Source organism: Phaeodactylibacter luteus, assembly GCF_007993045.1.
GTDB classification, from domain to species: Bacteria; Bacteroidota; Bacteroidia; order Chitinophagales; family Saprospiraceae; genus Phaeodactylibacter; species Phaeodactylibacter luteus.
This window is the reverse complement of the sequence record NZ_VOOR01000068.1, coordinates 1-24,270: the sequence shown is the minus strand read 5'-3', so window position 1 is coordinate 24,270 and position 24,270 is coordinate 1. Positions and strand designations below refer to the sequence as shown.

At 55.5% G+C, this 24,270-nt stretch carries 16 protein-coding genes; 8 read left to right on the top strand and 8 right to left on the bottom strand.

Annotated features, from left to right (window positions below):
* Window positions 1-259 precede the first annotated feature (259 nt).
* Entirely contained in the window at window positions 260-1,264 is a 1,005-nt protein-coding gene (locus tag FRY97_RS19920; RefSeq protein WP_147169376.1) for an HU domain-containing protein, read from the top strand.
* 9 nt (window positions 1,265-1,273) lie between these two features.
* Here the strand turns inward: FRY97_RS19920 and FRY97_RS19915 are convergent, their stop codons facing one another.
* From FRY97_RS19915 to FRY97_RS19900, 4 genes are all read right to left on the bottom strand, one after another.
* Complete coding sequence (locus FRY97_RS19915) at window positions 1,274-2,710, bottom strand: MFS transporter (RefSeq protein WP_147169375.1); 1,437 nt, start codon at window positions 2,708-2,710, stop codon at window positions 1,274-1,276.
* 266 nt (window positions 2,711-2,976) lie between these two features.
* Window positions 2,977-4,941: a type I pullulanase gene (gene pulA / locus FRY97_RS19910; RefSeq protein WP_246141848.1), complete on the bottom strand. Its 1,965-nt coding sequence runs from the start codon at window positions 4,939-4,941 to the stop codon at window positions 2,977-2,979.
* 123 nt (window positions 4,942-5,064) lie between these two features.
* Window positions 5,065-5,661, bottom strand: coding sequence for a hypothetical protein (locus tag FRY97_RS19905; protein WP_147169374.1), 597 nt, complete (start codon window positions 5,659-5,661; stop codon window positions 5,065-5,067).
* Between the two features lie 17 nt (window positions 5,662-5,678).
* The gene (locus FRY97_RS19900; protein ID WP_147169373.1) at window positions 5,679-6,254 is read right to left on the bottom strand and encodes an RNA polymerase sigma factor; all 576 of its coding nucleotides are present in this window, start codon (window positions 6,252-6,254) and stop codon (window positions 5,679-5,681) included.
* Between the two features lie 253 nt (window positions 6,255-6,507).
* On the opposite strand from FRY97_RS19900, the gene FRY97_RS19895 reads away from it, so the two are divergent.
* Both FRY97_RS19895 and FRY97_RS19890 read left to right on the top strand, forming a co-directional pair.
* Window positions 6,508-7,080 carry a hypothetical protein gene (locus FRY97_RS19895; RefSeq protein WP_147169372.1) on the top strand — a complete coding sequence of 191 codons (573 nt, stop codon included), beginning with the start codon at window positions 6,508-6,510 and terminating at the stop codon, window positions 7,078-7,080.
* 101 nt (window positions 7,081-7,181) lie between these two features.
* Entirely contained in the window at window positions 7,182-8,210 is a 1,029-nt protein-coding gene (locus FRY97_RS19890; RefSeq protein ID WP_147169371.1) for a hypothetical protein, read from the top strand.
* An 82-nt stretch (window positions 8,211-8,292) separates the two neighbouring features.
* Here FRY97_RS19890 and FRY97_RS19885 read toward each other — a convergent pair whose 3' ends face one another.
* Entirely contained in the window at window positions 8,293-9,828 is a 1,536-nt protein-coding gene (locus FRY97_RS19885; protein WP_170254772.1) for a S8 family peptidase, read from the bottom strand.
* Between the two features lie 868 nt (window positions 9,829-10,696).
* Here FRY97_RS19885 and FRY97_RS19880 point away from each other — a divergent pair.
* Complete coding sequence (locus FRY97_RS19880) at window positions 10,697-12,346, top strand: OmpA family protein (RefSeq protein WP_147169370.1); 1,650 nt, start codon at window positions 10,697-10,699, stop codon at window positions 12,344-12,346.
* A gap of 178 nt (window positions 12,347-12,524) precedes the next feature.
* On the opposite strand, the gene FRY97_RS19875 is transcribed toward FRY97_RS19880, so the two are convergent.
* Complete coding sequence (locus FRY97_RS19875; protein WP_147169369.1) at window positions 12,525-14,252, bottom strand: T9SS type A sorting domain-containing protein; 1,728 nt, start codon at window positions 14,250-14,252, stop codon at window positions 12,525-12,527.
* Between the two features lie 267 nt (window positions 14,253-14,519).
* Between FRY97_RS19875 and FRY97_RS19870 the strand changes: the two genes are divergently transcribed.
* Together FRY97_RS19870 and FRY97_RS19865 are read left to right on the top strand one after the other, a co-directional pair.
* Window positions 14,520-16,412, top strand: coding sequence for an alkaline phosphatase PhoX (locus FRY97_RS19870; RefSeq protein ID WP_147169368.1), 1,893 nt, complete (start codon window positions 14,520-14,522; stop codon window positions 16,410-16,412).
* Between the two features lie 509 nt (window positions 16,413-16,921).
* A complete protein-coding gene (locus tag FRY97_RS19865) occupies window positions 16,922-18,892 on the top strand; it encodes a cytochrome c peroxidase (RefSeq protein WP_147169367.1) in 1,971 nt (656 codons plus the stop codon).
* A gap of 11 nt (window positions 18,893-18,903) precedes the next feature.
* Here FRY97_RS19865 and aroC read toward each other — a convergent pair whose 3' ends face one another.
* Window positions 18,904-19,983: a chorismate synthase gene (gene aroC / locus FRY97_RS19860; RefSeq protein WP_147169366.1), complete on the bottom strand. Its 1,080-nt coding sequence runs from the start codon at window positions 19,981-19,983 to the stop codon at window positions 18,904-18,906.
* A gap of 267 nt (window positions 19,984-20,250) precedes the next feature.
* Between aroC and FRY97_RS19855 the strand changes: the two genes are divergently transcribed.
* A complete protein-coding gene (locus tag FRY97_RS19855) occupies window positions 20,251-22,641 on the top strand; it encodes an endonuclease MutS2 (RefSeq protein WP_147169365.1) in 2,391 nt (796 codons plus the stop codon).
* A 36-nt stretch (window positions 22,642-22,677) separates the two neighbouring features.
* Complete coding sequence (rluF, locus tag FRY97_RS19850; protein WP_147169364.1) at window positions 22,678-23,382, top strand: 23S rRNA pseudouridine(2604) synthase RluF; 705 nt, start codon at window positions 22,678-22,680, stop codon at window positions 23,380-23,382.
* A 202-nt stretch (window positions 23,383-23,584) separates the two neighbouring features.
* Here the strand turns inward: rluF and FRY97_RS19845 are convergent, their stop codons facing one another.
* On the bottom strand, window positions 23,585-24,160 hold the full coding sequence (locus FRY97_RS19845) for a hypothetical protein (protein WP_147169363.1): 576 nt from the start codon (window positions 24,158-24,160) through the stop codon (window positions 23,585-23,587).
* Window positions 24,161-24,270: the final 110 nt, after the last annotated feature.

Genomic DNA, 24,270 nt, shown 5'->3' with positions numbered 1-24,270 from the left:
GGCATCGGCCTAGCGCTGCGCAGGGGTGGCCGAAGGCCAGACCCGAGGCCTGCAGGGCGAGGGGCCGAGCGGACAGCGAGCCCCGTAGCATAGCGGCACCTGCCAGCAGGGCTCATCCTTGCGGCAGGGGCAGGCAAAAAAAACAACAACCTGGTTTGCGCCCGCTGCTACTGAGCCAGCTTGGCTATTTAGGACAAAAATTGCACCTTTACGAAGCAGAACCTATGGGGGCTGCATTCGTCCCAAATAAAAACAGCAGATGACTACGCTCGATACCGATAAGATTGGCGCGCTGATTGCGCCATTGCTGCGCAAGAACCAGACCATAGCGCTGCCCGGCCTGGGGAGCTTTCAAACGGGCTACCGGCCAGCAGTGACCGATCAGGTGCAGGGGGAAGTCCATCCCCCGGGGGCCGATGTACGTTTCAACCCCAATCTGGTTGCCAATGATGGGGTGCTGGCCAATGCAGCGGCGGCCCAGTTTGGCTTGAGCCATTCCGAAGCTGAGGCTGCGGTAAAGGCTTACGTAGATGGCTTGGTTTCTTCTTTAGAGCGGCAGGAGATTGTAGTGTTGCCCGAGGTAGGGCGTTTGTACCGCGATTTTGAAAAGCAGCTGCAATTTTTGCCGGGGCAGACCAATTTCAGCGAAGAGGCTTTTGGGCTCCCCACCTTGTCTTACAGCCCGGTCGTCAGGGCTGAGGCTTCCGGCAAGGTTGGCCCCCAAGGGGCGAAAAAAGCTGCTCCGGTAACCCGTAAGCCGCAGCAAAAGCAGCAGTTTTCAAATTACGGCCTGATCGGGATCATTGCCTTGGCTTTTGTCGTGGTTGTCTTTGCCGTTTACGCTTTGCTTTTTAACGGGGGCAACGAAGCCGGGCAGGCCGCTCAGGCACTGCCCGGCGAGGAGCGCCTCAATGTCAAGCCTGGGCAAGTCGAGCCCCAGGCAGAAAGTGGGGCTGGGGGGGATATGGAGGGGCAAATGCCCACTGAGGAAACGCCCCCTCCTGCCGATGCTACGGAAGCGCCCCAATTGCCGCCCAACGAAAAGACCTATGTCATTGTGGTAGGCGTATTCGGGAACCCTGAAAATGTGAACCGCCTGGTCAAGCAGATCTATGATGCAGGCTACGCGCCATATACCGAAAAAGAAGGGGGGCTCACACGGGTAGGCATAGAGCGCACGTATACCACGGAGGATGAGATAGACGAAGCCCTGCGGGAAATCAGGGCTAAGTTTACGCCCGACGCTAAAATTTATAAATGGTGACGCTGTAGGCTACTCTGTCTGCTGTTCTTCCTTGACTAATACCCAGCCAAGGGCTGAAATGCCCAAACTTGCTGCACAGAGTATGAACACCAGGTTTTTATTCTCTGCAGCCCCGATGGCTTGCCCTATCCCCAAGCTGGCCACCAATTGTGGCAGGACGACTGAGAGGTTGAACAGCCCCATGTAAAGGCCCATTTTGGCTTGGTCTACTTTTTGCGACATGATCGCGAAGGGCAAACTGACGGTCGCTGCCCAGCCTACGCCAAGCACGCCCATCATTGCATAAATTAGCAGAGGCGTGAAGCCCAAAAATACCATGCCGGCATACCCTGCTGCCATGATGGCAATGCAAGCCATGTGCGTTTTGACCCGGCCGATCCGGCTGGCCAGGGGCTCGAGGATGGTGGCAGGGAGCACGGCTGCTACTGCGTTGAGGATGAGGAAACTGATAGAGACGACCCGGCCCATGTCCGTGGGGCCCAGCTCCGGCATTCTGTACTGAACATAGGAGAACATATAAACGAACATCGTTTGCACGCCGACCCAGGTGAAAGCGTGTGCTGCAAGCACTTTTTGAAACCCGATCTGCCCGGCTTCTGCTTTGCTTTTCCCTGTTTCGCTTTTCATCAGGGCCTGAGCCATCAGCCCAAGGGTGAGCGCCAGGCAAATGCCTTCTACCAGGTAGCCCTCAATATCTAGGCTCATGGCCCGCAGCACGATGCCGTAAACTGCGTACAGCAAAAACCCCCAAAGCGGGCGGATTGCCAAAAGTGCCTCTAAGGCCGAAAATCCGGGTGTTTTTGTATCATGCTCAGCTCCTTCCTCCGCTTTAAGAGAACGCGGCTCTGTTATAAAAAACACAGGAAGGACAGACAACAGAAGCACAAGCCCCGCTCCGGTGTAGATCAGTACATAATTGTCCCAGATAGCGCCTACCGCATAAGCGAGGACGCCAAAGGTGCCCGAGATGGTCTGCATCCACGTATACCCTTTGGTGCGGGCTTTGCCCTCCGGTGTGACATCAGCGATGACAGAACGGGTAGGGTTGAAGCTGATATTGATGGCAAGGTCAAGCGTCAAGGCTACTGCTATGGCTACGCCAAGGATGCCGTCTACCCCCATCCCTTCGGCAATGACGCCAATATTGGGCAGGGCCAGCAACATCAAAGCTGCTAGTATGCCGCCGATAAGGATAAAGGGCCGCCGCCGCCCATTGAGGAACCATACGTTGTCGCTGATGACGCCAATCAGGACTTGCCCTATGATGCCGGCTATTGGGCCGGCAGCCCAGACCAGCCCGATGTCCTCAATCTCAAGGTGGTACTGCGTACTGAGGATAAAGCTCAGGGCTGAGATTTGTACCGAGAGGGCAAAGCCCATAGCTGTAGCGGGCAGGCTCAAAATGACGTAAAAACCGTTGGTCAGCCTTTTTTGGATGTCTAGCATAGAGGTATGTAGTGCTTTGAAGTGTTGAGGATGATCAGGGTTGCCTTGGCGGCAAAATAGCAGTTGCTAGTGGGCCGAGCCGTATTTTTGGCAATCAAAGGGCACGCACTAGAGAAAGCTTAAGCGTGGGAAGACGATAAAACAATCAGGTCTTGCCGCACTAGTTATGCCCTGTGCAGCCTATTTAGGGCCCGCAGGGCTGTAGCCAGCATCCTGCTAGCTCAAGATAGTACATTTACGTAGTTGAAAACGGTATTTGCCCGAGCCTATTGGAATAATATCATTGCGGTCCTTCCGGGGACTTTCACGGACGGGCCGTTCACTTTTCCGAGCCCCTCTTCCGAAACAGTCTGCCCATCGCTTGCAATTGTCCATTCCCCTTGGGGGAGGGGGGCTTCCGCAGGGCCGGGCTGCCCGTTGAGCACGACTAAGATCTGCGCCCAACTGTCGCCATGGGCATGGCCAGAAAGGGTGTAGGCAATGAGGTTGTCGCCAGGCGTATCCAGGAATTTCAGGTGCTTTTGCAAGCTGTCGGTATGTGTCATCCGGAAAGCAGGGTGGGCCTTGCGGAGAGCGATCAGCCCTTTTACGTAATCTACCGTTGAGCGGTAGACGGCTTTCCTGTTCCAGTCTATCTGGTTGATGGAATCTGGGGCATTGTAGGAATTTTCAACGCCTTGCTTAGTGCGCAGCATTTCGGTGCCAGCGTGTAGGAAACTGATGCCTTGAGCGGTCAGTACGGTAGCCAAGGCCAATCGGTGCATTTTGATGCGCTCCTCCTCCGGCTCATCTTGGCAGGAGATAGCCAGGCGGTCCCACAGGGTATGATTATCGTGGCAGGAAACGTAGGTCATGGTTTGAGTAGGCTGCCCTGCCCAGAAGCGGTCCGTGTATGAGACTTGCTGCAGGTCGACCTGTGGGTGGCGGGCAGAAGCGGCAATCCCGAACTTGACGTCCTCTTTGCGCCCTGGCGCTCCACTGACAAAGCCGCGCTGCTCATGCTCGAAAACGCTGCCTTTGAGCCCGTCCCGGATATCATCGCTGAAGGCGGCAATGCCAGGCATTTCAGCAGTGTGAGCTTTAAGCGCACGCCGTTCAACTGGCAAAGGGCTATCTCCCGCTGTCCAACCTTCCCCATAAACAAGGATGCTGGGGTCGATATGGTGGAGCGCCTGGGCAACCTCGTTCATCGTTTCAATATCGTGTATCGCCATAAGATCAAAACGGAAGCCATCAAGATGGTATTCTTCTGCCCAGTATTTCACGGATTCTACGATAAACTTCCGCACCATAGGGCGGTCGGAGGCGGTTTCGTTCCCACAAGCTGAAGCATCGGAAAAGCTGCCATCCTCTCTTTGCCGGTAGTAATAACCGGGCACGAGCTGATTGAAGAGGGATTCCTGTGTCGCTCCCGTATGATTGTAGACGACATCCAGGATGACGCCTATGCCGGCATCGTGCAGCGCCTTGACCATGGTTTTGAATTCCCGGATACGGGAAGCGCCATCCGCGGGATCCATGGAATAGGAGCCTTCTGGCACGTTGTAGTTTTGAGGGTCGTACCCCCAGTTGTACTGTGCTTCATCGAGGCGGCTCTCATCTATGGTCCGAAAATCAAAGGAAGGCAGGAGGTGCACATGGGTGATGCCCATTTCTTTGAGGTGGCTGAGCCCGGTGGGTATGCCTTCGGCGGTTTGCGTGCCCTCTTCGGCCAGCCCCAGGAACTTGCCTTTGTGGGTTATCCCCGATCCGGGATGAACAGAAATATCTCTGATGTGCAGTTCGTAAACGATGGCATCAGTTGGCTGCGAAAGTTTAGGGCGCCGGTCATTGCCCCAGCCGTCAGGGTTGGTCGCGGCCAAGTCGATCACCTGTGCCCGCACCCCATTGGTCCCTACTGCTTTGGCATAAGGTGAAGGGGCTTCCTCCAGCCATTCCCCATCGTGCTGTACCTGGAAGGTGTAGTACATGCCAAGCAGGTCTTCTTTGATTTCAGCCAGCCAGGTGCCCTGGACATCCCTCTTCAGGGGGACGGTCCGGTCAGGCCCCCCTTCAGTGGGATGGCTGTAAAGGTGAATGCGTGCATCCGCAGCTGCTGGCGACCACAGGCGGAAGGCAGACCGCTCAGGGGAGTATGCTAAACCGAGGTCATCCCCTTCGTAAACAGGGTAATCTTCGAAGGAGGCGTACTCCGGCGGCGGAGCAGGGCTGTCCTGACAGGAAAAAGCCATAAAGCACAACATTAAAAGGGTGAGGGGAAGCTGAGAATTTTGGCGCATCGGTTTTTTCCCTCAAAATAGCCCTTCATCCTTGATTTGACCTATTTGGGTACAGGGTTTTTTGATAAATCAGCCTCAATGAAGGGCCATTGAAGAAAGCAGGAGCGGCATTCCGCCAATTGCAGCCCGCTTGGCCCAGCCGGGGGTGTCTACAGCAGGCTCTCGTTTGAGGTAAGCGGTTTGCAGTTTTTTCGGCAGTACATGGCTGGCAGCAGAGGCTGTAGCAGGCTCCCAGGCATCCCCTTCCGGCGGGAAGACAAAGGCGGCGGTATCATGCACTATCGTCGTCAGGCGTTCCAGCCAGACGGAGTCTTGGGCCTGCAGGGCGAAAGCCGGAGCGCTGGCATAAGCTGGCCCCATGCGCAAAGCCTGCCCGGCCAAGAGCAGCAGTGCAGCTACAGCAGCGGCCTGCCAAAAGGGCAACTGCACCACGCTAAGGGGCACATTGCGCTTCTGGAAAGCGGAACGGAAAGCAGCCTGTAAGCGGCCCTGCAATTGTGGGGGCGGGGCAGGGGCTTCGGAGAGCTGCTGTGCAGCCAGGATGGTCTCCCGCATCGCTTCGTAAGCGGATCGCCCTCCATGAGATTCCACCAGCTCCATTTCCCGTTCGGTAAGTGCAGGATAAGGCTTTCGAGCCAGCAGTGCTTCTATTTCCGGTGTCATTTTAAGCATAGCAACTTGATTTTCGGTTATCGGAGCACGCTCCGTAGCTGTTGGTTTAGTTTTTGCAGCCCATAGTACAGCCTGGACTTCACGGTGCCTTCCGGGCAGCCTATGATACTGCTGATCTCTTTGATATCCAGCCCTTCTTGGTAGCGCAGCAGGAAAACCTCGCGGTGGCTGGGGCTGAGCGTGCCGACTGCTTTTTCGATATAAGCCCGCTCTACCGGGGCGTCTATTTGTTGGAAAAGCTTTGGGTCGGAGGCAGTGGCTGGCACTTCTTCGGTCAGGGCGCTAGTGCCAGGCTGCCGCCCCATCCGACGGTATTCGTTCTTGATCATATTGGCAGCTACCGCAAAGAACCAAGTGGAGAACTTCCTGCCGGTGTCAAATGCTTCCGGGCGCTCAATCAGCTTCATGAACAAATCTTGGGCGAAGTCGCTGGCTTTCTCGGGGTCTTGCCCCAGCATTCGGTAGAAATAACGGTAGAGCCTGCCGCCGTACCGCTGGTACAACTCGTTAAAAGCGGCTTCCCTGCCTTTTTGAACGGCAGACATCAGCTCCTCGTCCAGCTGTTCGCGGTATGGTTTAAGCGTTTCCGTCATTTATGATCTCTTTGCCTCGTCGGTATGATGTTCAATGCTTAATTAACCTGCCTAGGGAGGGCGTTCAAAAAATCAGCAGGTTTTTTCTGGAAAAAATGAGATAAGGGGCGCTTATCGAAGGCTCATCCGGGAATATCGAAAAATATAAGCCTTTTTCATTCGATTTGTGTTATTTTGTAAGAACGCAAAACTGCTGGGGCGATTGCCCGGCAGCTATCCTATAAATGACGACGGAAAAACTTCCCTGAATAGCATGCAAAAAGATTTAAAAGCCCTGTTTGGGGCCCATCACGGGCTCGATGACCGCAGTATTGATGCCCTCACGCAGGCGCTTGCGCGCGAAAACTTGCCCGGCTTTGACTATATTGAATTCAAGCAGGCCCTAGGCCGCCTTCAAGAGCTTGATATGGATGAGCCTACCGCTCTGCGCTCGGCTTTTGCCACAGCTTCCACCATGGGGCTGACCAAGGAAAAGCTATTGAAAACTGCGGCGCATTATGACAAGGTCCTCAAAAGCGAGCAGGCACAGTTCCAGCAGTCGCTAAACCGGCAGATGGAGCAGCGTGTGCAGGCCAAACAGCAGGAGGTAGAAAAGATGAAGCAGCAGGTGGTCGAGTATCGCCACCAAATCCAAGAGTTCCAGCAGAAAATCCAAAAACTGGAGGAGCGCATTCAGCAGGCACAACATACCATAGACCATGCCGCTGAGCATATCGAAGACGCCAAAACCAGGTTGCTTTCGACTAAAGCTTCTTTCGACCAGGCCCTGCAGAGCATAACCAATGAAATCCAGCGGGACATAGAAAACATCTCCAGCTACCTTTGAGCCTGGCCGCCCCGTTGGAAATACGGCATGGCTCAGGAGTTTGCAGGGATAGCTGGCCAAACGGCCGCATTTTCTAAACCATTACAAGCAAGACCAAACTTATGACTGATACCACTTCCGGCTTCGACCGATCCGAATTCAAGCCCAAATCTTTCTGGAAACGCCCCGAAGGGGTAACCGGTGCCGTCTTTTTGGGCGCCCTCATCCTTGGCGGGGGCTATCTGCTGGCGGTCAATATGGGCGCTATCCTGGCCCTCGTGCAAAATACCCTTTACCTGGCCATCCTCCTGGCAGTGCTGGCGGCCGTCGTCTATATGATACTCGACCCCCGCATGCGCAATTTGGTCTGGTATATGTACAAGAGCATTATGCGCTCCGTTACGGGCATGTTCGTGCAGATCGATCCGATAGGGGTGCTGAAATCCTATGTGGAGGATTTGCAGAGCAACTTGGTGAAAATGCGCAAGCAGATTGGCATACTGCGCGGGCAGATGCGCAAACTGCAGACGCTTACCGAGGAAAACGAACGCACTATAGATGAGCAGATGAAGCTGGCCAGCGCCGCCCGGGAAAAAGGGATGGACAGTCAGGTCGTCTTAGCTACCCGGAAGGCAGCCCGCCTCAAGGAGAGCAATGAAAAATACGGTGCCCTGCTGAATAAAATGGATGTGATGTACCGCATCCTCAAAAAAATGCACCAAAACTCTGAAATCCTGCTGGAAGATACCAAAGACCAGGTCAACCTTAAGGAACAGGAGCGAAAAGCCATCCGTACTTCCCACTCTGCCATGAAGTCTGCCATGGCTGTTATGTCTGGCGATCCAGACAAGCGTGCCATGTTCGATGCGGCTATGGAAGCCATCACGGATGATGTGGCCAACAAAGTAGGGGAGATGGAGCGCTTCATGGAGCTGTCCTCCAACCTTATGAACTCTATCGACCTGCAGCAGGGGGTATTTGAGGACGAGGGCATGAAAATGCTCGAAAAGTGGGAAAAGGAAAGCACGCTCATGCTGATGGAGGGCAAGTCTGGCGCTTCCGATACCCTTGACCTTGATGCCCCGAGGGCTCGCCCAGAGGCTCGGCAGAGCGGGAAATCATCTGGATCTTACGATACCTTTTTTGAGTAGGCCTTAGGCTGAGCCCAATTGAAGCGCCCTGCCCGGATGATCCCAGGCAGGGCGCTTTTGCTTTTAGCCTATTGCATTCAGCCTATTGCACAGCCAATGCGGCATTGATAGTGCCCCAGCCAAAGTTGTTGTCCCGGTTAGGGAAATTGGAAGAGGCCGCTTTGAGGCGGTTCATGACTTGTGTGCGGGACTGCCCAGGGTTGGTCGCCCAGACCAGGGCTGCAATGCCCGCTGTGGTAGCCGTGGCCGCAGAAGAGCCCCCAACATAGGCCGGCTGATCGCCGCTAAGCGCGAGGGTCAGGCTGGTCCGGTCGGTATTGGAAGCCCGCTGCATGACTGCCACAAAGTCGACCTGAGGGCCGTCGTGGCAGGTATTACACCGCTGCGTGAGGTTGTCGCGTATGCCGGTGACCGCCACAGTCTCTGCCATAGTGGCCGGGAAAATGACCCCGTACCAGCTGGTGAAGGTGGTAGAGGTGCCTGCGGCAGAAAAGAGCAGTTTGCCACGGTTGTACGCGTAGCGCACGCCGTCTGCTACGGTACTGCTAAAGAAGACATCACCGATGGACATACTAAATATGCGCACCGCGCCATCGTTGGCCCCGTTGACCAATGCGTCGCGTACGCCCTGTTTTTCGCTTGAGCTATTGATGATCACATCCGTCGTTGCCCGGTAGGCCCTCAGGTCGCAATTGTAAGCTACGCCAAGAGACGAGCCCCCGGAGCTGCGCGGTGCAGCAATCAGGCCTGCCATCTGTGTGCCATGCCCGCAGTCGTCGTCCGGGCCGTCATTCGAAGCCCACCACCACCAGCCGCTGACATGCGTGCCGAGGCGCTGAAGGGTACGGCCTGAAGATTGCCCGCTATTGAAGGCGCCCCCTAGTTTGCTTTGGCTGGGGGAGGTGCCGGTGTCCAAGAGCGCTACTTTGATGCCGCGGCCAGTGCTGCGCGACCAAGCGCCGGGCACATTCATAGTAGGATGGCTAAAGTTCCAGGGGATTTTGGCGTTGGGGCTGACCGTGGTGAAGTCCGCACTGTTTAGATTGGATGCCGCAGAAACCCCGCAGCCGGCATCGCTACGAGACTCCAGGGTGGCTATGCCATAGCCCATGGGCTCGATGTAGCGGACCTCCTCCATGCCGCGCAGCTGCTCAATGATGTGCTGGCTGAAGATCTTGATGTCGATCGTCGGGAGATAGGCTTCTTCAGGGTTGGCGACCAGGTCTTGGGCAGTCACCTTCAGCCCAGGGAACTCCTTGTTGGTCTCCGAGACCACAAAATCGATAAGCCGCTGCCGTACGTCCGACCAAGGCGCTGCCGCCACATCGATTTCATGTATAACCTCGTTGAGGTTTTCGAAGCCTGCGGGCTGATAGCCCAATGACATCATGGAGTCTGAGCGCACGCTTGCGCTCCAGAGCATGCGGTCGGAGGCATCAGACCAGTAAAAGACGGTGTTGGTGCGGTGCAGCGTCTCTTCCACAATCTGGTCCATTTCTGTTTGAGTCATCGGCTCAACCCCTGCCTGCGTCGTAGCAGAGGTGCTGAGCGGTTCTTTGGAACAGCCGAAAGCCAGTACGGCGAGCCCCAGTCCGGATAATGCGTGTCGAAGTGTCATAAGTAGGTAAGTAGCTATTTTGGTTAGTAAAATGCAGGTACAGCCGGTCCAGCCTGAAAAGCTGAAGTGCCCACTTGCTTGGCTTGTTTGATTGCTGGAAAATAAAAGTAAGGGCGGGTTGTAGCCGGGAGAGGAATATTTTGCCGAGGGCTAAAATAGCTATTTTTATTTTATGTGCAAATATTAAAATAGGATATCAGCGCTCATAAGAGCGATGGGCGCAAACCAGATTGCCGCTTTTTGCCTGCCCCCTCCGCAAGGATAGGGGCCTGCCCCTGCCAGTGGGCAGGTGCCGCTATGCTACGGGGCTCGCTGTCCGCTCGGCCCCTCGCCCTACGGGCGTCGGGTCTGGCCTTCGGCCACCCCTGCGCAGCGCTAGGCCAATGCCAGGCTAGTGGTCTGTCAAGTGTTAATTTATGGGTTGAGTGGGAGCGAATTTTGAGGCTAATCAAGGCGGATGTTCCCGCGCATAGCAGCGCTACGCAAGGGGTTGTCCAACGAAGAGTAGCCTCAAAAGTCGCCGCAGGCAACCCCTGGTTTTAGCCTTGACAGACCACTAGAGCCCCAAAAGCATATACGACTGCGGACATTTTAGTTCACGCCCAGAGCGATAGTGTTGGTAAAATTGTGCAACCATTTTAGGGCGCTTCCCGTAAAAAAATCAGCAGATGATTAATTTTGGCGAAAGCCAGTACTTAGAGCGTGTTGGGACTTGAGTAATCGATCTGTCCCGCTAGACAGCGGGACAATTTTTTGATTAGAAGACCAAAATCCCAATACGCGCTTAATTTCCCAGATTCCCACAGGGCGCAAGTGACTACCCGAAAGCACTGCCGTCCTTTACATATTCCAAAACCGAATTACACGTATGAGAAAATTATTCCTCCTGCTCCTGCTCCTGGCAGGCACGCACGCCCTGCAAGCCCAAAACGAAGCCAACAAAAATGCATTTTCCGCCAAGCTGCTGTTCTTGGACTATGGCCGGGCGAATGATGTAGAAGACTTGAAGATCACCAATGGCCTGGAAATTGGCTACTACCGCTCCCTGCTCCCCTGGCTCAATATCGGCATCCCCCTGAAATCGGGCGTGATCAACGTTAATGACGACATCAACAACCGCACCTTCTTTTCTGCTGAAGGGGTGTTGCAGCTACAGCTGCCGGCCGATGATCAGGCCCGCATCATCCCTTACCTTATGGGCGGCGGCGGCATTACCATCGAGCAAGAGCTGGGGCAGAATGTACAGTTCCCCGCCGGTGCCGGCCTCAGCGTTAGGATTGGGGCGCAATCTTACCTTAACCTACAGGGGGAATATCGCATTTCTCAGGAAGAAAACCGCAACAACATACAGCTGGGCGTTGGCTATCTCTACAAGTTCGGCCGTTCGGACCGCGACGGGGATGGGGTTTCTGATGCTATTGATGAGTGCCCGGATCAGGCCGGTGCTGCCGCCACGAACGGCTGCCCGGATACCGACCTCGACGGCATTGCAGATCATGAAGATGAATGCCCTGCCCGCCCGGGCCCGGCTAAGACCAATGGCTGCCCGGACACAGACGAGGATGGCCTGGTCGATTCGGAAGACGATTGCCCGGAGGTGGCTGGCGTAGCTGCGCTGAATGGATGCCCCGATACTGATGAAGATGGGATTGCGGATGATGATGACGATTGCCCGGAAGTGGCTGGCCTCGCAGCACTCAACGGATGCCCGGATACCGATGGGGATGGCATAGCGGATGATGATGACGACTGCCCGGAAGTGGCCGGTGTGCCTAGCGGTAGCGGCTGCCCGGATGAGGATGGAGACGGTATTGCTGATGAAGAGGATGATTGTCCAGAACAGTTTGGCCTGGCTTCCCTTAACGGCTGCCCCGAAGAAGAGGCGGCTGGCACTCCCTCCCCAACCGATTCGGACCGCGATGGCGATGGCATTGCCAATGATCTGGACGCTTGCCCGGATCAGGCCGGGCCAGCTTCGGCAGACGGCTGCCCCGATGGAGACGGTGATGGTTTTGCGGATAGCATTGATATGTGCCCTGGCGTAGCTGGCTTGATTGATGGCTGCCCGGATACCGATGGCGATGGCGTGCACGATGGGCTCGATGCTTGCCCAGATGAGGTGGGCGATGTTTCCAACAGAGGTTGCCCAAAGGTTTCTGCTGCTGATCAGGAAACACTGGATATCGCCATGCGCGCTGTGCAGTTTGAACCGGGAAAGGCTACCCTCTTGGGTGAATCTAGGGAGATACTAGATCAGATCAAAGCCATTATGGACCGCTACCCGGCCTACAAATTGGCGATTTACGGGCACACAGACGATGTAGGCGACAGCCGCTCCAATCAAGTGCTTTCTGAAGAACGGGCGAAGTCTTGCTTCCAGTACCTTGTTAGCATTGGGGCAGACCCCCGCCGGATGTCTTTTGAAGGTTTTGGCGAATCCCAGCCTATCGCCAACAACCGCAGGATAAATGGCCGATTGCTCAACCGGCGGGTGGAGTTCAACTTGTACATCGAATAGCGCACAGTAAAGCGCTAAAGTTAGGCTTGGCCGGGGTGCTGTTTTGGTAGTGGAGCCCTGGCCAGAGGCGCTGATTTGTCCAGCCAACCTTCCGGGCTGTCCTAATCGGGAGCGGAGTGTAAAAGGAAAGGGGGCTGCGGATGATAATCCCGCAGCCCCCTTTAGCATTTGAAAGCAGCTATTGTTTCATCAGCCTGACGGCCTTGCGCTTTCCATCGGCAGACAGGAGGTTGAGGAAATACATGCCAGGCCGGAGGCCGGAAGTAGGTACTTCGAGCCGCTGCGGGCCTGCAGGGAGGCTTCCGAAATCTAAGCGTTTCACGGTTTGCCCTAAAGCGTTGGCCAGTTCGCCCTGAAGCTGAAGGGGCACATCTGTTACAAAGCTGAGGGTAGCAAGGCCCTGAGTAGGGTTGGGGAATAGCTGAAAGTAGGATAGCGGGAGCTCTTCCACACTGGAGATGGGCTCGCCCACAAGCTGGAACCAAAAATCTCCGGGCATATCCCCAGCTGTAACCCGGGTGGCAATGCGGAGTAGATACTCGGTGGGCTCGCCGGGGAAGTTGGGCAGGTTCACTTCCAGGAAGGTATTATTGAAATCTTCCGTCTCTATACAAAAATAAGGCCCCTCTACGGGGTCGGCTTGCGAGCCACAGCCCGTAAACAGGTCTACGATAAATTCAGCGTTTATGGAAGTCTTGTTGAACCGCAGGGTGATGTCGGTATTGTTGCCAGAGTTGAAGCTATACCAAACGTCCCAGAAGTCCCCATCGTCGTTGCATAGGGGGGTAGGGAACTGTGGCTGGCCAGAGGCCAGCTGATTAGTGCCTTCGAAGATGACATCAAAGTTGTCAGCAGCTTCTTGGGTGATGATGAACGCATCAAGCGCATTAGCGCAATTGTCGTTTACAGGAGGCTGTACGGGGTCAATGCGCTTGACGAGGAAAGTCCCCTGCCCGCGGCTGCTCGACGACCACCCGCCAAGGCGGAAAAGGTAGTCTACCCCTTGCTCCACATTGAAAAGCGCCCGTGAAGTGAACCCTCCACAAGGAGTGCCAGCTTCCGAGAACTCATCGTCCCCGCAGCCGACCAAAGCACTGGTGTCCGGAGGGCAGACGCTGCTTTCATAAACGGCAAGGCGGGAGTCAAAGGAAGCCGTATTGCAAGTGGAAAACTCCAAGCCCCCTGTGAAGGTCGCGGTCCAGGAATACCATAGGTCATTATAAACAAACTCTTCCCCCTCTTCAAAGCAGGACTGGGGCACAGCATGCTGTGGCAGCCCAGTGGAAGCCTCGATGTTGTTGAACGCAATCACTACGGAGTCCATTTCGCCTAAATCCAAGGGGATAGCATCTACGCACTCATCGTTGGTTGGGCCGCTGGGCGGTGTGATCTCGGTGATAGAGAAGGTGCCGCTGCCTTCGTCGCCCGGGCTCTCACTGGCCCATCCGCCGATTTGAATGAGGTAGGTTTCGCCTTGAGCAACCTCGAAAGTGGCAATGGAGGTAAAGTTTGCGCACCCTTCGCCCTCGTCGTCTACGCCATCTTCATTGCACGTGACAATATCATCTGGGGAGGGCGGGCAGCTGCTGCCTTCGTAGATGGCTACGTTGGTATCGTAATCAGCTGTACCGCAGGTAGAAAACCGGGCGGTCCCTGTGAAGTCTGCGGTATATATGAACCACACATCATTGTAAAGGGAATCTGAGGTGCTTTCCCCGTCTGGCGGACAAGTAGCCGGATAGGCTCCTGTGGAGCCGGTCGTAGCATCGACAGTGGTGAATTCATGCGTGCCCGAAGTGATGGGCACTGCGCTCTCGCATTCATCGTTGGCTGGTTGTGCGAAAAGGGCAGACTGGGCCAGCAGCACAAGGGCGAAAGTCAACAAATAGGGTAATTTTTTTAGCATAGCGCTTTTTTTCTTGTGAAATAAAGTTTTTCGTCTGTTCAGCCTAAAGTACGAAACTGCCAAAGAAAAAATGGATAATAATGAGGTTTAATTACAGTATGTGTGGTCGTTTTTGATGGTTGCAAGATTAGATTTGAGCGAGCCTACTATTAACAATAGCTTTACTTTTTTATAACAAAAGCCTCACGATGAATTGACCCTCACTTAACAGCCCGTGGTGATCTTTGACGGCATAAGCCAAAATTCGATCACTAAATCTTTTCCAACATGAAAAAAGCAGTACTATCTCTGCTCTTTTGTGGTTTCTGTGCCGTCGCAGTTCAGGCACAACAGACAATCTTCTCAGAGGAGATTGACATCCCTGCAGGTTATATCACGGACGAAGTGCTGATGCCGCCTTCCCCGCTTTCCATGCAGGTTCTTTTTGTAGGAGGTGTAGACCTGGTTCAGACTACCCCCACTTACGGTTACGAGGCGGGCATTGCTTACGCCAAGGAATGGCACGACTTCATCGGCTTTACCCCTGATGAGACGGGCGAATCCCTGGGCTGGGTTTCTGTCAACCACGAGATGATTTACCAGGACAACCGCATCGGCGACGGTGGCGGCATGACGGTTTTCCGCGTTGAGCGCGACCCCATCACAGGGCTGCTCAATGTGGTAGACCAAGAACTGGAAGACGGCCGCGCTGGCAAGTTTTTCAACGTCGATTTTGTGAACACAGTAGGGGAGACCGGCATGAACTGTGGCGGCATCACTTCTGTGGTGGATGGCCGCATCTGGACCGCTGAGGAGTGGTTCCGGAGCAACAACGGCTCTATCTACAACGGCGGCTTTTCTGGCACCGCTGGCTCTGGGGCTTACCCGAAATCTCCGGGGGGCGCTGAAAACCAAGGCGTGCGCGATACTTCCAACTACCTGATCTCTTCTGACATTGAAGGGTTTGACGGGCTGGAAGTCAAGAAGTTTGAAAACTTCAACTGGATGGTCGAGATCGACCCACGCCAGGCAAAAGCCATCCGTAAGCAGTACAACTTCGGCCGTCAGGGCTTTGAAGGGGGAGCGGTATCTTTGGACAACAAGACCATCTACCTTGGTGTAGATGCGACGCCTGCTTTCTGGTGCAAATTCGTAGCCGACGAGCCGGGCGATTTTACCCAGGGCAAGCTGTATGTCTACAAGCACGACTTGCCTGAAAAGTGGGTGGAAGTGGACAATACCGACCCTCAGAAAATGCTGAACTTTGCAGATGAAGCTGTCGCTGCCCAAGGCACCATGTACAACCGGGTAGAGTGGGTGGCCATCGATCCTGCAACAGGCAAAATCTTCTGGACAGAAACGGGCCGCGATAAGCCGGGCAGCCGTTGGGCAGATGAGAACGCAGCAGGCGCGGTACACGATCCTTACCACATGGAGCGTGCTATAGGCAAAGGCCTCGACAGCCCTAACAGCAGCGATTATCCAGACTACTACGGCCGGGTATGGGTTTATGACCCTGCTATCGACTCCAACTACGTTTGGATCGAAGGTGGCCCTGAGTGGGACGAGGAGACAAGCCCTTCTGAAGCGGATTACTTCAGCAAGCACCTCTCCAACCCTGATGGCCTGAACGTCATGACCATCGACGGGCAGTCTTTCCTCGTGATCTGTGAAGACCTCAATGGCCGTTCTTACGGGCGTGTGCCTGCCGGTGTAGCCAACAGCACCTGTGAGCTTTGGCTGCTCGACCTGAGCATTGACAACCCATCTGTAGATGACCTGATCCGCATCTCTGCCGTACCGCGCGGTGCGGAAGTGACTGGCGCCCAGCCAACTTCAGACGGCAAGTCGCTGCTGGTCAACTCTCAGCACCCCAGCTCTGCCAACCCCTTCCCATTCAACCACTCGCTGACTTACGCCATACATGGTTTTGATCAGGTGACCCTGACCAACCTGCAGGAGCCTGAGTTCGGAGAGGTGGAAGGCTTGCAGATCTTCCCTAACCCAACTACGCGCAAGGTGTTCTTGAGCAAAGCCAGCGACCTGGCCATCTACGATGCCAACGGGCAGCGCCTGAAGGTATTCCGCAATACCAGCGAGGTGGATGTGTCCAACCTGCCTGCTGGCGCATACTTCCTGCAGACTGCAGAGGGCGAAACGAAAAAGCTGATTGTAGAATAGGCCATCCTTGCTGAAATCTACCGCCAACTGCTGAAAGGGTTGGCCACAATCAAAAGCGATTGCACGGGCAGCACCTCTTCGGGGTGCTGCCCTTTCCCCTAGGCGTAAGCCAAAACCGCGCAGGCGGTTATGCTTTTGGGGCTCTAGTGGTCTGTCAAGGCTAAAACCAGGGGTTGCCTGCGGCGGCTTTTGAGGCTACTCTTCGTTGGACAACCCCTTACGTAGCGCTGCTATGCGCGGGAACATCCGCCTTGATTAGCCTCAAAATTCGCTCCCGCTCAACCCATGAATTAACACTTGACAGACCACTAGCCTGGCATTGGCCTAGCGCTGCGAAGGGGTTTAAGCCCGATAGGGCCGAGCGGACAGCGAGCCCCGTAGCATAGCGGCACCTGCCCGATGGCAGGGGCAGGCCCCTATCCTTGCGGAGGGGGCAGGAAAAAAAGACAAACTGGTTTACGCCCTTTCCCTTGGCTTTCCGTCCGCTGCTTTTGTAAACCATAATACCAATGACCATGAAGGCTACACTTTCCGGAATCCTATACTTATCCATCTTATTATTGGCTGTCCATTTGTCTGGGTTTGTACAGCCCCGGCAGTACACTGCGGCAGAAGCCCTGCGGCAGGTCAAGGCGCAGTTTCAAGAGCAGATGGCTGCCCTCCAGCAGCGTGCTGAAGCTTACGAGCGGGCCGCCCAGGCCTTTCAAGAGGGGAGCCTCAGCCTGAGCGATCTGCAGCAAGCTCACCTGTCTGCCCGAAAAGCATTTAAAACCATTGAGCTGCTTTTAGAGTACCACGACCGGGAAGCAGTCAAGAAATACCTCAACGGCCCTCCATTGCTGAGCGTAGAGCCCAAGGTGCCCGAGGTGAACATCATCGAGCCGGTCGGCTTGCAGGTTTTGGACGAGCTGGTATTTGGCAATAGCCCACAGGCTGAAGCTGCCGAAATAGCACGGCTGGCTGTTGCTTTCCGAAAGGAAGTGGGCCATGTGAAGGCCTATCTTTGGAATGCCCCCCTACAGCACCGGTTCGTGTTTGAGGCTTACCGCTTAGAGCTGATCCGCATTTTCTCCCTTGGGCTGACCGGTTTTGATACGCCGGGCTCAGGCGCTGCCCTGCCGGAGGCGGCCGTGGCCCTGGCCGGTGCCAACCAAGCCCTTATGGCCTATCTGCCACTGTTGGAAGCACAAGACGCAGCCCTGGCACAGGAGCTGCGCATGCTTATGGCCGATGCGGCTCACCATTTGCAGCAGGCCGATGATTTTGGGTCCTTCAGCAGGCTGGAAATGCTGAAGCAGTACATCAACCCGCTGTTCCGCCTGGCCCTTGAAGCGCAGGAAGCCCTTGAAGTAGAATTGCTGGACGAGGTATCCGACCGGCCGAGCGCCCTGAATTTCCGGTCGGCCAATATCTTTGCCAACGGCGTCCTCAATGCCAGCTACTACGCCAATATGGACAACCGGGCGCTCACCGATAAGCGGGCAGCGCTTGGTAAACTGCTATTCTTTGACCCCATCTTATCTCACAATAACGAGCGCTCCTGCGCATCCTGCCATCAGCCCGGAAAAGCCTTCTCCGACGGCTTGCCCAAAAGCTTGGCCCTGAATGGGGAGGGCTTCATTCAGCGCAATGCGCCGGGCCTGATCAATAGTGTGTACGCAGAGCATTATTTTTATGACTTGCGGGAGCCCAACCTGGAGCGGCAGGTCAAGCATGTAGTGCGCGACAGCCGGGAGTTCAATACGGATTTCCTGGAGATCATCGAGAAACTGGGGCAGAGCCACGAATACCGGCAGCTTTTTGCGGAAGCCTATGCCGGCCAGCCACAGTACGTGCTGTCCAAATGGTCTATCTCCAATGCTTTGGCCGCTTATGTATCCAGTTTGGCTTCCTTCGATAGCCCCTTCGATCAGTATGTGCGCGGCGAAAGGGAAGATCTTGAGGAAGCCGCCAAGCGGGGCTTTGACCTCTTTATGGGAAAGGCGAACTGCGGCACCTGCCACTTTGCGCCTGCCTTCAATGGCACGGTCCCGCCCTATTTTCAGGAGAGCGAATCGGAAGTGCTCGGTGTCCCCAAAGCTGCAACAGGCCCCGACAGCCTTGTTTTGGACCCTGACCTAGGCCGGTTCGCCAGCTATAAGCCTATTGATCAGGCGCCGTTTTATAGGCATTCCTTTAAAACGGCAACAGTGCGCAATGCCGCTCTGACAGCCCCTTATATGCACAATGGGGTGTATGCTTCCCTGGAAGAGGTCGTCCGCTTTTACAACCTCGGCGGAGGGGCAGGCATGGGCATAACCGTACCTTATCAGACCCTGCCGGATACCCCCCTGGGGTTGACCGAAAGAGAAATTAGCGACTTGGTGGCCTTTATGGAGAGCCTGACCGATACGGCAGGGCTCACTAGCGTGCCTCAGCGGTTGCCGGCGTTCGAAGAGCGGCCAGAGTGGGACAACCGCCCGATTGGAGGGGCGTATTGAGCAGCAATGCCCTATACGCGCGCCGACCGCTGCCTTAAGATGTGGTCGGCGACGGTGAGCGCAGCCATCGCTTCGACAATAGGCACGGCCCTTGGCACTACACAGGGGTCGTGCCTGCCTTTGCCCTCTACCGTGACCGCTTCCCCGGCCTCGTTGACGGAAGCTTGGGGGGGCACGATGGTCGCCACCGGTTTGAACGCGGCGCGGAAGTAGATGTCCATGCCATTGGAAATACCGCCCTGAATGCCGCCCGAGTGATTGGTTGTAGTCACAATTTGCCCATCTTGGTTTTGAAAAGCATCGTTGTGCTCACTGCCCCGCATGCTCACCCCCTCGAAACCAGAGCCATACTCAAAGCCTTTGCAAGCGTTGATGCTCAGCATAGCTTTGCCCAAATCGGCGTGCAGCTTATCGAATGCGGGCTCGCCCAAGCCTGCCGGGCAGCCTGTTATAACGGCACTTACCACTCCGCCTACCGTATCTCCAGCTTTGCGCACTTCCTTGATGAAGCGCTCCATTTTTGCAGCCATGCCCATGTCTGGGCAGCGGACCGGGTTGTCCTCTGTTTTGGAAAGGTCCACATCCTGATAAGAGCCGGGCAGCGACAGGTGGCCTACCTGGCTGACGTAGGCCCGCACTTCAATGCCGTAAGATTTGAGGAACAGCTTGGCCAGGGCTCCGCCGGCCACGCGGGCTGCCGTTTCTCGGGCAGAAGAGCGGCCGCCGCCCCGGTAATCTCGCGTGCCCCACTTGGCGTGGTAGGTGTAGTCGGCGTGGGAAGGCCGGAATTTGTCAGCGATATGGCTGTAGTCCTTCGAGCGGGCGTCTGCATTGAAAATGGCCATGCCGATGGGCGAGCCCGTGGTTTGGCCTTCAAAAATGCCCGAGAAAAATTCGACCTGATCGGCTTCTTTGCGCTGCGTCACAATCTTGGACTGCCCAGGGCGGCGGCGGGCCAGCTCAGCTTGCACAAAAGCTTCATCTACAGGCAGCCCGGCCGGGCAGCCGTCTACCACGAGCCCGATCGCCCGGCCATGAGATTCGCCAAAAGTCGTAATTCGGAATAATTGCCCAAAGGTGTTCCCAGCCACAATACGGTTGTTTAATGTGATAATATGCCGGATGCTTCCAGCTGGCAGCAAAATTATACCCGCAGCGTTGATTTTGTTAATTTTCGGCCTGTAAAATGACAGCAGACTTACAATGCCCAAGCCCTAAACGGCCATAAGCCCTGCCGCGCTGTAAATAGCCTTTCCCTAAACCTGGCGGGAACTTGGCTGTTATCTTTGAAGTTATCTGCACACCCCAGGAGATGGCCCCGGCTGCCCTGATGGGGAATTTTGGTGTAAAATCAACACATGCAACTGTTACCGAACGATTTATACGAGAAGCTTGAGTTTGATAAGGTGCTCCAATTGTTGGAGCGGGAGTGTTTGGGGGAGCCTGGGCGGCAATTGGCCAGGGAGGCCCGCCCCACAAGCCGGATGTCTCAAATTGAAGTGAGCCTGGCCGAAGCCCAAGAGTATAAGTATGCCTATGAGCACAACGATTATTTCCCCATACGGGCTTACGAAGCCATAGACGAAGAGCTCGATATGCTCCGCGTAGAAGGCTATGTGCTCGCGGTGGAAGGCCTGCGCAGCATCAACACCATACTACTGCAAGCCAGGGATATCTTCCGCTTTTTCAATGCCCGCCGCCGGGAAGCCTACCCCAATATGTACCGCATCTTGCGCGATCTGTCTTTCAATGATGAGCTCAACAAGGCCATAGAGGCGGTCATTGATGAGGAAGGCAATATCCGCCCCGATGCTTCCCCCGAGCTGATGCGCATCCGGCGTATGCTGGGCTCTAAGCAGAAAGAGCTGGAGCAGAAGTTCCGCGTCATCATCAATCAGTACCGCTCCAAAGGCTGGCTGACAGACAGCGTGGAGTCTTTCCGCAACGGCCGGCGGGTGCTCAGCGTGCCATCGGAGCACAAACGCTCCATCCGAGGCATCATCCACGATGAATCCACCACAGGCAAAACGGCTTTCATAGAGCCCGAGGGCATTATCGACATCAACAACGATATCTTCGACCTGGAAACGGAAGAGCGGAGGGAAGTTTACCGGATACTGCGGGAGCTCAGCGCACAGCTGCGCCCTTACCGTGAGGATATCCGGCACTATCAGGAGCTGATCGTCCGCTTCGATCTGGTGCAAGCAAAGGCGCGGCTTGGCATTCAAATGGATGCCGTGAAGCCCAAGCTCTTCCAACACCCGCATTTCGCCATCAAACAAGGGCGGCACCCCTTGCTGTACCTGAAGAACAAACGCTTGGACAAAGCCACCATCCCCTTTGATTTTACCCTCTTCAAGGGCAACCGCATGCTCATGCTCAGCGGCCCCAACGCCGGCGGCAAATCCATCACCCTGAAGTCTGTAGGCCTGATGCAGCTCATGCTGCAGTCCGGGCTGCTCATCCCGGCCGATGGGGAAACTGAAATGGGCATCTTCGAGGAGATCTTTGCGGATATAGGCGATCAGCAATCCTTGGAAGACGACCTGAGCACCTACAGCTCTCATTTGCAGAATATGCGCAACTTCTTGGAGCAGTCAGGAGAGAAGTCCCTAGTGCTGATTGACGAGTTCGGCTCTGGCACCGACCCCAAAATAGGCGGGGCCATCGCTGAGTCTATCCTCAAAGAGCTCAATGAGAAAAAAGTATATGGGGTCATTACCACCCACTATTCCAACTTGAAAATTTTTGCCTTCAAAACACAGGGGATCGTCAATGCGTCCATGAATTTTGACAAAGACACCCTTTCGCCTACCTACGAGCTGCAGGTAGGGCGGCCCGGCAGTTCCTACGCTTTCGAGATCGCTCAGAAAAGCGGGCTGAGCAAGCGGGTGCTCAATTATGCGAAACACCGTACCGGCAAAAACGAAAAAGCCGTCGATCAGCTCCTCGTTGAGCTGCAGCAGGAAAAGCAGGAGGCTGAGGAAAAACTGGCTGCGCTCCGGGACAAACAGGCCAAGCTCGATAGGCTCATCCAAAATTATGAGCAGCTGCACAAAGACTTGGAATACCGCCGGAAAAAAGTCAAACTCGAAGCCAAAGAACAGGCTTTGCAGCAGACCGCCCGCGAAAACCGCGATATGGAGCGCCTCATCCGGGAAATCAAAGAGCAGCAAAACCTGGAGAAAGCCAAAGCCCTTTCTGTACAGGTCAAGCAGGAGCGCGCACAGCTCTCCGAACAAGTGACAGACCTGCGGGAAAAAATCTACTACCAGCCTACCGTCAAAGACAAGAAAAAGGAAGAGATCAAGGTGGGGGATTTTGTGAAAATGAAAACCGGAGGGGCCACCGGCACCGTAGAGGCCATAGAAAAGAAAAAAGCCGTGGTCACCATGGGGCAGATGCGGATGACCATCAAGCTCCGTGATCTGCAGCACGCCAATGCCCCCCTCGATGTGCAGAACGGCCGCAGTGTGCAGTCGGATACGGCTTCCACCCCGGCCGGCTTCAATTCCAAGCTCGATATCCGCGGCATGCGCTACGAGGAAGCCCTCAAAGTCGTGGAGGATTTTGTAGACCGCGCCCTCATCGCCAACGCCGGGCACCTGAAAATCCTCCACGGCAAAGGCTCCGGTGCCCTGCGCGAGGCGGTCCGGCGAAAGCTGCGGGAGTACAAGCAGGAAATGGAGATCAGCCACCCTCCCCAAGAAATGGGCGGGGACGGCGTGACCTTGATCGAGCTGCACTAAGCGCCCTGTTTTTTACCAACCGACCGAAGCAAGCCTATGGCAGAGGACAACTCCATCAGCATCAATAAATACATCAGCAGTACAGGCGTATGCTCCCGTAGAGAGGCCGACCGTTGGCTGGAGGCAGGCCGGGTGAAGATCAACGGGCAACCGGCTCAGAAAGGCAACCGCGTATTGCCAGGCGACAAAGTGCTGATAGATGGCAAGCCGCTGCGGAGCGCGCCCCGGGAAGTCTACATCGCACTGCATAAGCCGCCGGGCATCACGAGCACCACCGACCGCCGCGACCGCGACAACATCATCGACTTTGTGGGCCACCCACAGCGCATCTTCCCCATTGGGCGCTTAGATAAAGCCTCCTCCGGGCTCATCCTGCTGACCAACGACGGGGATATTGTCAACCAGATCTTGCGCGAAGAGCATGGGCACGAAAAAGAGTACGTCGTCACCGTAGACCGGCCTATCACAAAGGGTTTTTTGGTGAAAATGAGCCAAGGGGTACCCATTTTAGGCACCGTCACCAAGCCCTGCACCATCCACAAAGAAGCACAGAACCGGTTCCGCATCATCCTTACCCAAGGGCTCAACCGGCAGATCCGCAGGATGTGCGAAGCCCTTGGCTACCAAGTCCTGACCCTCAAGCGCACCCGCATCATGAACCTCCACCTGGGCAAGCTGAAGCCCGGGCATTGGCGCGACCTCACCCCACAGGAGCTCAAAGCGCTAAAGGGGCAGCTCTGACTACTGTACTGCACACAGAGCAGCATAGGGCAGGGCAGGGCATTGTATTTTTGGGGGCTGCCCCCGCCTAAGGGCGTGTGCCGCTACGCTCCGGGGCTCGCTGTCCGCTCGGCCCTATCGGGCTTGCCACCCCTGCGCATCGCTAGCCCGGCGCCAGCCAAATGCTCCACCGAGCGCCTCATTGGCCTACAGATGGGCTTGCTCAGCCTCTGAAATGGCGGAGCACAGCAGCGGGGAGCACCTGCTGCAACGTGCCAGCACTGTCCTCTGCTTCGATGAAGGACCATGTGCCCGCCCCTTCCGGGGAGACCGCTAACAGGCTTTTGTTCAGTTTGATGGTAAAGGTATGGCTCTTAGGGTCGTGCTCCACCATGTCCAGCCCATACTGAGCCTCCAGGTTGCCCTTCATCATGCCGGTCATCTCCGGCGTCTGCATGGCTTCAGAGGTGAACTGCAAGCTCATCCGCCCGATATAGTCTACTTTGGCAAATGCTTCCCCCTCGTAGCGGAACACCTCGCTGATGGCCTGCGCTTTGAAGTCTTGCATGTTGAAGACCATGCCATTGCCCTCCATATCCTCAAACATCTGAATCATATCCGCTTTTGGGACGAGCTCAAAGAGGGGAGGGTAGAGCAGGTCGGTGACAGCCGCCCAGTCTTTGGATTCTGTCGCTTCAAAATAAGCTTGCAGCTGTTCGCGGATCTGCTGCTCTGCCTGCGCATGCAGGCCTGCGCTAAAAAGTGCCATGCCCAATAGGGCAGCGAAGAAAGTTCTCATAAAGTAGGGCTTTTTTGGGTCCAAAAGGCGGTAGCGCTCCTACGCTTTGTAGCGCTGCTGCCAGGTTTAAATGTACTCCAACCTCTGGGCGCAAACCCAAATGCCGCATT